General features: G+C 72.7%; 12 protein-coding genes and 1 pseudogene. 6 read left to right on the top strand and 7 right to left on the bottom strand.

Annotation, left to right across the window (positions count from 1 at the left end; all coding sequences use genetic code 11):
• Positions 1–556 precede the first annotated feature (556 nt).
• Positions 557–2,029, top strand: coding sequence for a histidine kinase N-terminal domain-containing protein (locus ACWDR0_RS33160; RefSeq protein ID WP_456355538.1), 1,473 nt, complete (start codon positions 557–559; stop codon positions 2,027–2,029).
• Positions 2,030–2,223: 194 nt separating this feature from the next.
• Here the strand turns inward: ACWDR0_RS33160 and ACWDR0_RS33155 are convergent, their stop codons facing one another.
• Positions 2,224–2,481 (bottom strand): WhiB family transcriptional regulator, encoded by a 258-nt coding sequence (locus tag ACWDR0_RS33155; RefSeq protein ID WP_003953983.1) that lies wholly within the window; start codon positions 2,479–2,481, stop codon positions 2,224–2,226.
• Positions 2,482–2,802: 321 nt separating this feature from the next.
• The gene (locus ACWDR0_RS33150) at positions 2,803–3,771 is read right to left on the bottom strand and encodes a diacylglycerol/lipid kinase family protein (RefSeq protein WP_456355537.1); all 969 of its coding nucleotides are present in this window, start codon (positions 3,769–3,771) and stop codon (positions 2,803–2,805) included.
• 131 nt (positions 3,772–3,902) lie between these two features.
• On the opposite strand from ACWDR0_RS33150, the gene ACWDR0_RS33145 reads away from it, so the two are divergent.
• Positions 3,903–4,328 carry a hypothetical protein gene (locus ACWDR0_RS33145; RefSeq protein WP_456355536.1) on the top strand — a complete coding sequence of 142 codons (426 nt, stop codon included), beginning with the start codon at positions 3,903–3,905 and terminating at the stop codon, positions 4,326–4,328.
• A gap of 74 nt (positions 4,329–4,402) precedes the next feature.
• Here the strand turns inward: ACWDR0_RS33145 and ACWDR0_RS33140 are convergent, their stop codons facing one another.
• The 3 genes from ACWDR0_RS33140 to ACWDR0_RS33130 form a co-directional block, all read right to left on the bottom strand.
• Positions 4,403–5,587 carry an RNA polymerase sigma factor SigF gene (locus ACWDR0_RS33140; protein WP_456355535.1) on the bottom strand — a complete coding sequence of 395 codons (1,185 nt, stop codon included), beginning with the start codon at positions 5,585–5,587 and terminating at the stop codon, positions 4,403–4,405.
• Entirely contained in the window at positions 5,584–5,997 is a 414-nt protein-coding gene (locus tag ACWDR0_RS33135) for an ATP-binding protein (RefSeq protein ID WP_040914318.1), read from the bottom strand. The genes ACWDR0_RS33140 and ACWDR0_RS33135 overlap by 4 nt, the downstream gene beginning before the upstream one ends.
• Before the next feature lie 332 nt (positions 5,998–6,329).
• Complete coding sequence (locus ACWDR0_RS33130; RefSeq protein WP_456355534.1) at positions 6,330–6,590, bottom strand: UBP-type zinc finger domain-containing protein; 261 nt, start codon at positions 6,588–6,590, stop codon at positions 6,330–6,332.
• Positions 6,591–6,680: 90 nt separating this feature from the next.
• Here ACWDR0_RS33130 and ACWDR0_RS33125 point away from each other — a divergent pair, with 90 nt between their 5' ends.
• A complete protein-coding gene (locus ACWDR0_RS33125) occupies positions 6,681–8,282 on the top strand; it encodes a Na+/H+ antiporter (protein WP_456355533.1) in 1,602 nt (533 codons plus the stop codon).
• 109 nt (positions 8,283–8,391) lie between these two features.
• On the opposite strand, the gene ACWDR0_RS33120 is transcribed toward ACWDR0_RS33125, so the two are convergent.
• Positions 8,392–9,360, bottom strand: a complete 969-nt coding sequence (locus ACWDR0_RS33120) for a 1-aminocyclopropane-1-carboxylate deaminase/D-cysteine desulfhydrase (RefSeq protein ID WP_456355532.1) — start codon at positions 9,358–9,360, stop codon at positions 8,392–8,394.
• 456 nt (positions 9,361–9,816) lie between these two features.
• Between ACWDR0_RS33120 and ACWDR0_RS33115 the strand changes: the two genes are divergently transcribed.
• From ACWDR0_RS33115 to ACWDR0_RS33105, 3 genes are all read left to right on the top strand, one after another.
• On the top strand, positions 9,817–10,857 hold the full coding sequence (locus tag ACWDR0_RS33115) for a family 2 encapsulin nanocompartment cargo protein polyprenyl transferase (protein WP_456355531.1): 1,041 nt from the start codon (positions 9,817–9,819) through the stop codon (positions 10,855–10,857).
• 127 nt (positions 10,858–10,984) lie between these two features.
• Positions 10,985–11,251: a hypothetical protein gene (locus ACWDR0_RS33110; RefSeq protein WP_456355530.1), complete on the top strand. Its 267-nt coding sequence runs from the start codon at positions 10,985–10,987 to the stop codon at positions 11,249–11,251.
• Positions 11,252–11,555: 304 nt separating this feature from the next.
• The gene (locus ACWDR0_RS33105) at positions 11,556–11,996 is read left to right on the top strand and encodes a DUF6304 family protein (RefSeq protein WP_456355529.1); all 441 of its coding nucleotides are present in this window, start codon (positions 11,556–11,558) and stop codon (positions 11,994–11,996) included.
• 47 nt (positions 11,997–12,043) lie between these two features.
• Here ACWDR0_RS33105 and ACWDR0_RS33100 read toward each other — a convergent pair.
• Positions 12,044–12,137: pseudogene (locus ACWDR0_RS33100) on the bottom strand (hypothetical protein); the annotation flags it as partial.

The following is a 12,137-nucleotide window of genomic DNA, read 5'->3' as shown; positions in this document are numbered from 1 at the left end:
GCATCGCACGTGGCGAGGAGGTGAGCCCGGAGGCCACCGACCTGCCCGAACCAGACAGGACCGGGTGACGACCCCACGGAGAGCGGGACTCGACCGCACAGGAAACCCGCACCCAGCAGGGACCGCAGGCACAGGTACCCAGGGGCGCGAGGAACTGCGCGACAAGCCACGGACGGCCTGCGGGATGCAGGGGCGCTGGAGGGCCCGCACCCTGCAAGGCCCGGCGGAACGGAAGCCCGCACACCAAGGGGGAAAAACCCGCGGGCCGCGGCGCCTGGCGGGACCCTCAACCCGCCCGGCACCGCAGCCCGGAGTGCTCCGGCCGGGCGAGTGTGCGGGCCCGCTCGGCCGATGGGGAGGGTCGCGGTGCAGTCAGGGCAGAGAGCACGCGTCCCTCACTCCGCCCACCTGTGCGGGGAGGGCGGAAGTTCGTGATGGATTCATTGTGGACTAGACCATTCGCGGATGTCCATGTGTCTGCACGGAGATGTTCGAAGTCTCATGCGGGCTCTCATCTTCCTCATCACCCACAGGTACGCTCGCAGACGTGCCCTCCATGAACGACCTCGTACGCCAGCACACCGCCCTCGGCGATTCGGACCTCGAATGGCTCCATCTGCTGGTCTCGGAGTGGCAGCTGCTCTCCGACCTGTCCTTTGCCGACCTCGTCCTGTGGGTGCCCACCCGCGACGGGACCCGGTACGTCTCCGTCGCCCAGATGCGGCCCAACACCGGCCCCACGTCCTACCAGGACGACATGGTGGGCCATCTCGTGCCCCGCGGCCGCCGGCCGCTGCTGGACGCCGCCCTCGACGAGGGGCGGATCGTCCGGGAGGGCGACCCCGAGTGGCGCGAGGAGGTGCCGGTCAGGGTCGAGTCGATCCCGGTACGCCGTGAGGGCCGGGTGCTGGGGGTGATCGCCCGCAACACCAATCTGCTGACCGTACGGACCCCCTCGCGGCTGGAGCTGACCTATCTCCAGTCGGCCTCCGACCTCGCCCAGATGATCGCCGCCGGCTCCTTCCCCTTCCAGGGGCAGCAGGTCGACATGGACGCCTCGCCGCGGGTCGGCGACGGACTGATCCGGCTGGATGCCGACGGCGCGGTCCAGTACGCCAGCCCCAACGCACTCTCCGCCTACCACCGTCTGGGGCTCGCCTCCGACCTGGTCGGACACCACCTCGGGCAGGTCACCGCCGAGCTGGCCCCCTCCCGGGGCCCGGTGGACGAGGCGCTGGTCAAACTCGCCAGCGGCTATGCGCCCCGGGAGACCGAGGTGGAGGGCAACGGCGGGGTCATCCAGCTGCGGACGATCCCGCTGCGGCCCAAGGGCACCCGGATCGGCTCCCTGGTGCTGCTGCGCGACGTCACCGAACTACGGCGGCGGGAGCGTGAGTTGATCACCAAGGACGCCACCATCCGGGAGATCCACCACCGGGTGAAGAACAACCTCCAGACGGTCGCCGCGCTGCTGCGGCTCCAGGCCCGCAGAATGGATTCCGTACGCGGCCGGGAGGCCCTCAACGAGGCGGTACGGCGGGTCGGGTCCATCGCCATCGTCCACGAGACCCTCTCCCAGAACCTCGACGAGCGGGTCGAGTTCGATGAGATCGCGGACCGGGTGATCGCGATGGTGGCGGAGATCTCGCCGGGGAAGGTGGAGTGCCGGCGGATCGGCCGTTTCGGCATTCTGGACGCCGAGGTCGCCACCCCGCTCTCGATGGTGCTGACCGAGGTCCTCCAGAACGCGCTGGAGCACGCCTTCCCGGCGGGGGAGCGGGGCTCGGTCGAGGTTTCGGCGGTGCGCGGCCCCCAGCGGCCCGACTCCCGGCTGCTGATCACCGTCCAGGACGACGGCTCCGGACTGCCCGAGGGCTTCGACGCCCACACCGCCGGGAACCTCGGTCTCCAGATCGTCCGGACGCTGGTCGAGGGCGAGCTGGGCGGCAGTTTCGACATGCTCCCGGTGCCCGCGCCCGGCCGCGGCACCCGGGTTGTCCTGGATATCCCGGTACGCCCGCAGAAATAGCGGCGCCCCGCCCGAAGCCCGGACCCTAAATCCGCTTCCGGGGCCCGAGGCCACAGAGCAGCGAGCCCCGGAAGCCAGGGCTTCCGGGGCTCGAATGCTGTGGGTTTGTCCTGCTGCTGCGCGCTGCGGCTCGGTGGCGGTGAGTGCGTACGCTGCGTACGCGCCGCCGGTTGCCTCGGCTCGTCGCGGGGGGATCAGGCGCTGGCGTTACGCGCCCGGTTGCGGGCGGCGCGGCGCTTCATCGCGCGGCGCTCGTCCTCGCTGAGGCCACCCCAGACGCCGGAGTCCTGGCCGGACTCGAGCGCCCACTGCAAACACTGCTCCATGACGGGGCAGCGACGGCAGACGGCCTTGGCTTCCTCGATCTGCAGCAGCGCAGGACCGGTGTTGCCGATGGGGAAGAAGAGCTCGGGGTCTTCCTCGCGGCAAACGGCGTTGTGACGCCAGTCCATGGCTGCTACCTCTCCTTGTGTGACATGCAGGTTGCTTGTGAATGTGAACGCTTTCACGAATCCCCCCGCAACTGAAGGGCCGAACGCCAATGTCACACCGGCGTGTGGTCCAGGGTTTGAGGAGGGGTTCGACGATCCGTGGGGCCGCTGTTCCGCAGGCTGTCCCGATCGCCATGAAGAGACTCGCAAACCTCGGCGGCGGATACAACCCCTTCTGGAAAGTTTTTTTTGATTCCTCGGTGTCGACTAGGTCACAGCCGTACTTCCATGGGGTGGATCCTGGTCCGTACGTTCGAGATAAAGGCGCGGCGGCCCTTCTACTCACACAATCACACGCAGTGCACGGCGTACGCCTGTGAACGTCACGCTTGTCCGCAGTCCGAGATGGTCACCGTCCATCTGGAAGGGGAGCGGAACCTTGGAATTCAAGGTGAACGCGTCCATGTCGTGAACGGTGAGCGCGTGCTTGCCGTCCGGCCCGCGTTCGGGCGTCGAACGCAGCAGCTGGGTCGCGTAGCGGGCGACCGCCGGGGTCGACAGTCTGGAGAGTCCCAGCAGGTCGAGGCCGGTGTCGAAGGACGCCTTCGGGGAGGCGTAGAGCGGGCGGGTGCCCAGATAGGTCCAGGGCGAGGTGTTCGCGACTATGGAGACCACGAGATCGCGGACCGGCTCGGCGCCGGGCCGTTCGAAGCCGATCGTGCCGTGATGCCGGTGGGGGTACTGGAGGAACTGGCGGACGACCTGCCGCACATAGAGCGGATGCGTCGAACGCTTTCCGAGTTCCCGCTGCTGTTCGACCCGTCCGATCACACTGGCGTCGAATCCGTATCCCGCGCAGAACGTGAACCAGCGGCCGGGAACTCCTTCGTCCGGGGTGTCCGGGGTGCCGGCCGCCAGACCGAGTCCGACGGTCCGCTCACTGCGCGTGGCGAGGGCGTCGAGAATGGCGCCGGTCGCCTCCACGGCGTCATTGGGCAGCCCCAGCGCGCGGGCGAACACATTCGTCGAGCCGCCGGGGACCACGGCCAGCTTCGGCAGCCGGTCCGGGTCGGGGCCGTCGTGCAGCAGTCCGTTGACGACCTCGTTGACCGTGCCGTCGCCGCCGAGGGCGACCACCAGGTCGATCTCGCCGGAGTCCGCGGCCCGGCGGGCCAGGTCCCGGCCGTGGCCGCGGTACTCGGTCGTCACGGCCTCCAGCTTCATCTCGCTGGCCAGCGCATGGATCAAAACGTCACGGGTGCGGGCACTGGTGGTGGTTGCTGCCGGATTGACCACGAGAAGTGCGCGCATGCAGTGCAGCGTACCCAGGCGGCGGGGGCGGTGGTACCGGCGGTCCCCCGCACCGGGCCCGCACCGGGGCCGCCGGAGGGCGGGACGTCCCCGGCGCCCCGGGCCGCCGCCGTACGGACTACCCTGCTGGGGTGAGTGCTGAGCCGACCCCCCGTCCCCACCGTCTGACCGCCGCCGCCGCGGTCTCCGGCGCGGAGGGCCTCGCCCTGGCCGGGTACGGCGTCTATCTGCTGGTGATGGGCCTGCTGGGCCGCCCGGAGAGTCCCACCCAGGCCGAGACCGGCGGGCTGACGCTGATCGCCCTGGGCGCGCTTCCGCTGATCGCCGCCCGCGGACTGCTGCTGCGGCGGTCCTGGGCCCGCGGTCCGGCGCTGATCACCCACCTCATCGCGCTGATCCCGGCGTGGACGCTGCTGCGGGCCGAGTCGCAGGTGCTGATCCCGGTCGGTATCGCCGTCGCCGCGCTCGCCGTCTCCGGTCTGGTGCTCCTGGTCAGCCGGGAGACCAACGAAGCCCTCGGGATCAGCCCGCCGGGCGCCGGGGACCGGCAGTCCTAGGGAAACGGCCCGGCCGGGCAGCGCGGCCCCGGAGCCCGGGGCGCCGCACGGCACCCCCGTGCCCCGGGGACGGTTTACTCCTCGACGAGGAGCTTGTCGCGCAGCTGGGCGAGAGTGCGGGCCAGCAGCCGGGAGACGTGCATCTGGGAGATGCCGACCTCCTGCGCGATCTGCGACTGGGTCATATTGCCGAAGAACCGCAGCAGCAGGATCCGCTTCTCCCGCGGCGGGAGGTCCTCCAGCAGCGGTTTGAGCGACTCGCGGTACTCGACGCCCTCCAGCGCCTCGTCCTCGGCGCCCAGGGTGTCCGCGACGGCGGGCGACTCGTCGTCGGTGTCGGGGACGTCCAGCGAGAGCGTGGAGTACGCGTTCGCCGACTCCAGCCCTTCGAGGACCTCCTCCTCCGAGATGCCGAGCCGCTCGGCCAGCTCGTGCACCGTGGGGGAGCGGCCGTGCAGCTGGGACAGCTCCGCCGTCGCCGTCGTCAGGGAGAGCCGCAGCTCCTGGAGCCTGCGGGGGACCCGGACCGCCCAGCCCTTGTCCCGGAAGTGGCGTTTGATCTCACCGACGACGGTGGGTGTCGCATAGGTCGAGAACTCGACGCCGCGGTCCGGGTCGAACCGGTCGACGGACTTGATGAGGCCGATCGTGGCGACCTGGGTGAGGTCGTCCAGCGGCTCCCCGCGGTTGCGGAACCGCCGGGCGAGATGCTCGACCAGCGGCAGATGCATCCGGACGAGCTGATTGCGCAGCTCGGCCCGCTCCGGGGAGCCGTCGGCCAGCTTCCGCAGCTCGATGAACATGGCCCGGGCGCCGCCCCGGTCCGGGGCCTCGCGCTGTGTCTCGCGTTGGGGTTCGCGCTGCGGTTCGCCGGAGCGCCCCGCGGTCTCGCGGGAAACTGCCTCCCCGGGGCGTACCGCCGTGCCGTCCGCCGGTCCGCCCGCTGTCCCGTCCGCCGTGACGGGCTGCCCGTCGTGCCGGACGGCCCCGCCGGGCCCTTCGTCGTGCCCGGCCGGCGGCCGGTCGTGGAGCTGTTCGTTCCCCTGCTCGTGCTCGGTCATATGGTCCGCCCTCGCCCCGGGCTCCGCCGCAGTGGCAGCCCCCGCCTGCTCAGCCGCGGCCTGGCGGCCGCCGAGTACGTCGCCGTCGAATCCATGGAGTCCGTCGAGTCCGTGGGCCTGCTGTTCCGGGATGTCGGGAGGCGCGGCGGGCTGCCCGTCCCGCTCGCCGTCCCGCACCGGACCGTTCCCGCTCCTCACGCCGGTCCGGGTCCCGCGCCGCGCTGTTTGTACAGGCTGATGGAGACCGTGCGGTCGTCGGCGACCGACGACTCGACCTTGCCGGCCAGCGCGGAGAGCACCGTCCAGGCGAAGGTGTCGCGCTCGGGGGCCCGGCCGTCGGTGGTCGGGGCGGAGACCGTGACCTCCAGGGAATCGTCGATGAGCCGGAAGACACAGCTCAGCACCGAGCCCGGTACCGCCTGCTGCAAGAGGATCGCGCACGCCTCGTCGACCGCGATCCGGAGATCCTCGATCTCGTCGAGGGTGAAGTCCAAGCGTGCGGCGAGGCCGGCGGTGGCCGTACGCAGCACGGACAGATAGGCACCCGCAGCGGGCAGCCGGACTTCGACGAAGTCCTGGGTCCCGGGCTCGCCTGCGATCTGGGACACCCTCACCTCCAAGGTGACACATGCTCTTTCGGGGCCCGCGGGGCAGATCCCGGGGCCGTCGGACGCGGTCCGGTACGACGGGTCTGAAGACGACAACCGCGCGCAGCCGGTACCGGCCCGGCGACGCTATCGCGATCCATGGTGCCCTGTCGCAGGGCCCCCTCAGGTCACTGTCACTCATGGTAGGCATATGAGTACACACAGTGGCTAGAGGTGTGCGGGGCGCAATTCCGGGGAGCGGGCGGAGGGTTGACGTACCCACTGTTCGAACAGGTGAATCCCCCCGGGCCGGTACCGGTTCGGGCGGACGGTCCGGGAGTGAGGCGGCCGCCTCAGACGAGGGCGCCGTCCACGAAGCACCAGCGCCAGTCCTCGCCCGGCTCGAAACTGCGCATCACGGGATGGCCGGTCTCGTGGAAGTGCGCGGTCGCGTGCCGCAGCGGCGACGAATCGCAGCAGCCCACATGACCGCACTCCAGACAGAGCCGCAGATGCACCGGTACGGTCCCGGCGATCACGCATTCCGGGCAGGTTTCGGACCCGGGGGCCGGCTCCGGGCGGGGCAGAGCCGCTGTGTGCGGACACTCGCTCATGATGGCCAGGTTACGGCGCCCGGGCCGGACCTTCCCGTCGGGACGCCCCGGTCCCGGCGCCGGCCGGCCCGACGGACGGAGTGGGTGCGCATGGAGGCCTTGTCCCTGGTGGCACTGGTCGCGGCGAGCGTCGCGGTGGCGGGAGCCGCCCGGTGGACCCGGGTGCCGGCCCCGCTGCTGCTGGTCGCCGCCGGGCTGGCGGCCTCCTTCGTCCCCGGGGTCCCGGACTACACCCTCGACCCCCATATCGTGCTGCCGCTGGTGCTGCCGCCGCTGCTGCACACCGCGGCGCTGGAGAGCTCCTATCTCGACCTGCGGGCCAACATCCGGCCGGTCGCGCTGCTCTCGTTCGGCTACACGCTGTTCGCCACCCTCGCCGTGGGGTGGCTGGCATATCTGCTGATCCCGCAGCTTCCGCTGACCGCCGCGCTGGTGCTGGGGGCGGTGGTGGCACCGCCGGACGCGGTCGCGGCGACCGCGATCGCCCGCAGGCTGGGCCTGCCGCACCGGATCACCACGATCCTCCAGGGCGAGTCGCTGATCAACGACGCGACCGCGATCACCGCCTACCGGGTGGCCGTCGCCGCGGCCGTCGGCGAGGGCGCGAGCTGGCTCGGGGGCGCGGGCGAGTTCGCCCTGGCCGCGCTCGGCGGGGTCGCGGTGGGACTGGCCCTGATGGTGCCGATCCACTGGCTGCGGACCCGGCTGAAGGAGCCGCTGCTCCAGAACACCCTCTCGCTGCTGATCCCGTTCGTCGCGTACGCGGCGGCCGAACAGGTCCATGCCTCCGGGGTGCTCGCCGTGGTCGTCGTGGCGCTCTATCTCGGCCACCGCTCGTGGCAGGTCGACTTCGCCACCCGCCTCCAGGAGGCCGCCGTCTGGAAGATGGTCGCCTTCCTGCTGGAATCGGCCGTCTTCGCGCTGATCGGGCTCCAGCTCTCGTACGTCCTGACCGGGCTGGGCGACTACGGGGTCGGCCAGGCGCTGGGGTACGCGGCCGCGGTCTTCGTCCTGGTGGTGGCGGTCCGGTTCGTCTGGGTGTTCCCGGCGACCTTTCTGCCGCGGCTGCTCTCGGCCCGGGTCCGGGCCCGGGAGCCCGGGGTCACCTGGAAGGCGCCGGTGGTGGTGGGCTGGGCCGGGATGCGCGGGGTGGTGTCCCTGGCGATCGCCTTCTCCATCCCGCTGACGACGGCCTCCGGCGCGCCCTTCCCGTCCCGGAACCTGGTGCTCTTCCTGACCTTCACCACCGTCATCGGCACCCTGGTGGTCCAGGGGCTGACCCTGCCCGCGCTGATCAGGGCGCTGAGGCTGCCGAAGCCCGACCCCTATGCGGAGACCCTGGCCGAGGCGGAGGCCCAGAACGCGGCCTCCGAGGCGGCCGAGCGGCGGCTGGACGAACTCCTGGCGGACGGCCGCAACGCGCTCCCCGGGCCGCTGGAGGAGCGGCTGAGGACCGTGATGGAGCGCCGCCGGAACGCGGTCTGGGAGCGCCTGGGGGCGGTGAACGAGGCCACGGGGGAGTCGGCCGACGAGACCTACCGGCGGCTGGCCCGGGAGATGATCGGCGCCGAACGCGCGGTCTTCGTCGAACTGCGGGACCGCCGCCGGATCGACGACGAGATGATGCGCACCCTGCTGTTCCGCCTGGACCTGGAGGAGGCGGCGGCCTACCGCGAGGAGGACGCGGACTGAAGCCGGGGGCGGGAGCCGGTGTTCCCGGGGCCGGGCCGCCGCGTGGCCCGCAGTCCGGCGCCTGAGGGCTCCGGCACGGGGTGTGCTGCTTGCGGGACGGCCCGGGTGATCAGGCGGCGGGCGGCGGGGCGCCCGTGACGACGGCCGTCACGGTGGTGCCGCGGGGGAAGGCGCCCTCCGCGGCCAGGGTGGTCAGGGCGAGCAGCAGCTTGGCCACGTACAGCCGCTCGACGGCGAAACCGTGGCGGTCCTCGAAGTCGTCGGCGAAGGCGAGCAGCGCGGGGGGCGTCCGGGCGTAGCCGCCGCAGTGGAAGCGGTCGTCCAGCGACCAGTCGCCCCGGCGGCCCCCGAAGGCGGCGTGCTGGAGGCGCTCGACCTCGGCCGCCAGAAAGCCGCCCCTGAGCACCGGAATGCCGAGGGCGCGGCTGCCGGGGCCCAGCCCCGCCGCCAGCCCCGCGAGGGTGCCGCCGGTGCCGCAGGCGACCGCCACGACACCGGGTGTGCCGCCCGTGGCCTCCGTGCGCGGCTTCTCGTCCGGCTCGCGGTTCAGCTCCGCGCCCAGTTCGGCGCAGCCGCGCGCCGCGAGGGCGTTGCTGCCGCCCTCGGGCACCACGTACACCGGGGCGGCGCCGGGTATCCGCTCCGCCGCCTCCGCGGTGATCCGGGCGAGGACCGCGGGATCGTCCTTCGACCGGTAGGTCGCCCGGTCGACGAAGACCAGCCGCATCCCGTCCGCGGCGCAGCGGGCCAGCGAGGGGTTGAGCGGCCGGCCGGCCAGTTCGTCGCCCCGGACCACCCCGACCGTGGGCGTCCCGAGGAGCCGCCCGGCGGCGGCCGTGGCGCGCAGATGGTTCGAGAAGGCCCCGCCGAAGGTCAGCAGCGGGCGGCCCGCGGCGGCCCGCAGATTGGGGGCGAGCTTGCGCCATTTGTTGCCCGGCAGCTCGGGGTGGATCAGATCGTCCCGTTTGAGCCGCAGTCGTACCCCGAAGCGGCCGAAGCGCTCGTCGTCCACCGCCACCAGGGGGGACGGCAGCCGCGGTCGCAGTACGGCGGCGGGGTCGGGCGCTTCGGGAACCATGCGCCCATTGTCGCCGGAGCGCCCAGGGGCCGCGCGGGCCTGTGGACAACCCCGGCGGCCCGCTCCCGGGGAGGGAGGCAGCCCGGCCGCGTGCCCGGCCGCCGCCCGACGGTCCGGCCCGTCCGCCCGACCGGCCCCGCCGGTCCCGGCGGATCTCCCGGGGCGAGATCGCGTACGGCGAATTCCGTATGAGCGTACTTACTCGCATCACCGGACGGGGCCGCCTGTTCGGACGGTGTGCGAGCCGATCCGGTCGCTCCCGCTCACCCCACCTGGCGGATTGCCAGGCACCCCGCCGTGTGCCCCGTACCGGACGAAGCAGTCCCATCAATTCGTGTGATGGCGCCGGAACTTCACCCGCTGGAAGCTTTTTGCCGCACGGGCCGGGCGGGCGTTCGGGCAGGACACCCCCGACTCCGCGCGGCTCAGGCACCACCGAGGGGGAAAGGACCGCGGATGACCATGGAGATGGAGGAGGTCGACGGCCGTCAGGCCCTCGACCTCCTCGAACGCGCCCGCCGGACCGTCGACCCAGGGCTGCGGGCGGCCCTCGGGACGCTCCCCGGGCCGATGCGCCGGGTGGCCCTCTACCACTTCGGCTGGGCGAACGCCGACGGCAGTCCGGCCGCGGGCTCGGCGGGCAAGGCGATCCGCCCGGCGCTCGTCCTGGCCGCGGCCGAGGCGCTCGGCGGGGACCCGGGTGCCGCGGCCGCCGCCGCGGCCGCGGTCGAGCTGGTGCACAACTTCACCCTTCTCCACGACGATGTCATCGACGAGGACCCCACCCGCCGGCACCGGCCCACCGCCTGGACCGTCTTCGGCACCCCCGACGCGATCGTCGTCGGCGACGCGATGCTCGCCCTCGCCCACCGGCTGCTCGCCCGGGACCGCCATCCGGCGGCCGGTGCCGCCGCCGGCCGGATCGCGGACTGCGTGATCGAACTCTGCGCCGGTCAGCAGGCGGACTGCGCCTTCGAGGAGCGTGCGCCGGAGGACGTGTCCCTGGAGGAGTGCCTGGCCATGGCGGTCGCCAAGACCGGGGCACTGCTGGGCTGCGCCTGCGCCGTCGGCGCGCTGTACGCGGGAGCGGGGGAGGCGGAGACCGCCGCCATGGACGCCTTCGGGCGGGAGGCCGGGCTGGCGTTCCAGCTCATCGACGATCTGATCGGGATCTGGGGGGACCCCAGCCGTACCGGAAAGCCCGCCGGGGCCGATCTCGCCGCCCACAAGAAGTCGCTGCCGGTGGTCGCCGCCCTCGGCTCGGGGACCGCGGCCGCCGCCGAGCTGGCCCAGCTGTACCGGGGACATATGTCGCCGGGGGCGGTGGCGAGGGCCGCGGACGCCGTGGACCGGGCGGGCGGCCGCGACTGGGCGCAGCTCCAGGCCGCGGACCGGATGGCGCGGGCGGTGCAGGAGCTGTCCCGGGCGGTGCCGGATCTGGCGGCGGCGGGGGATCTGCTCTCCCTGGCGGAGTTCGTGACCCGGCGCTCGCGCTGAGCGCGCGGCGCCGGGCGTGCGGGCCGGCCCTGCGGCGCCGGGCGGGCACGGGGACGGGGCGCGGCGGGTGCCCGTACGGTCCCGCGCGGCCGTGCCGGGACCGGGGCACCGGCCTATCCTGGGAGGCATGGGCAGCACAGCACGTGGCACCGCCCACAGCCCGCAGACCGCGTTCCGGTGTCCGGAGTGCGGCGAGCCGGTCGAAACGGTGATGCGGCGGCACAAGACCCTCGGGGCGTTCGTGCCCCTCTGGGGACCGGGTCCGTGCCGTAACCGCGACTGCGCCGAGTACGCCGGGCATGCGGAGGACACCGGGAGCGCGGAGAGCGCCGAGGCCGGGCGGCAGGGTGACGGGGACGGGGCCGCGGGTCCCGCCGTGAGCGGCGCGGCCTGACGGAAGGGCCGCGCCCGGCATCCCCGTATCCCGGTACGCCCGCACCTCCGTACGCCCACATCTCCGTACGCGCACACCTCCGTACTCCGTACCCGCGTACGCCCGTACCTTCGTGCGCTCTCCGTTCCCGCCCCTTCGTACGCCCCGCGGCGGATCCGCCGTTCCCACACGTCCCGCCCTGGGGCGCGTGGGGTGGTTTGCGCCCCCTGCGGTGGCCCGCTTGCGCAGGTCGGAGGGGTCCGAACGCGCCGTAGAGGTATCCCGGATGCACGCCCCCGGCCGCCGTAGCGCTACAGTCCGCGCCATGTCATCGGAGTCGACTGAGGTCTGGGCGGGCTGGTACCGCGATCGGCGGGGCGCGGAAGCGGTCTCCATCGCGGCGCGCGGGCGGCAACTGTGCACGCGCATCAGGGGTGTTGAGTACGAAGGGGCCGCTTTTGCCGCCCTGGAGGCCATAGGGGCCGAGGGATTGCTCTCGTCCTGCGTACTGGAGTGGGACATGCCGCTCCCCGTCCATGCGGACGGGGATGTGCACCGGGCCACGCTGAGCTGTCTGCTGACGCTCGGTGAGCCGCGCCCGGACGGCTCGCTGGACCGGGCCGATCTGAATCTGGTGCTCCATTACGGCGGGGCGGCGTTCGAGGCCGGAGTGGCCGGCGGCGACTTCGACGACGCGCTCGACCGGCTCCAGCGGCAGTTGCCGCCGGGCGCCGAACTGGGGGTGCGCGCACCCGCCGACGCCTGAGCCCGCCGCTCCCGTCACCGGCACGCCGAAAGGCGCCCCCGCCGTCCGTAGATGTCCTCGATCGGCGCGTTCCAGATGTCTTCCAGGAAGCCGGTCTCGACGGCGCGGCCGAAGACGTTCTGGTCGATGGAGTACGGGGAC

The organism is Streptomyces sp. NPDC003691, assembly GCF_053981115.1.
The sequence above is the reverse complement of the archived record's forward strand: the minus strand, read 5'-3'. Positions and strand labels throughout refer to the sequence as shown.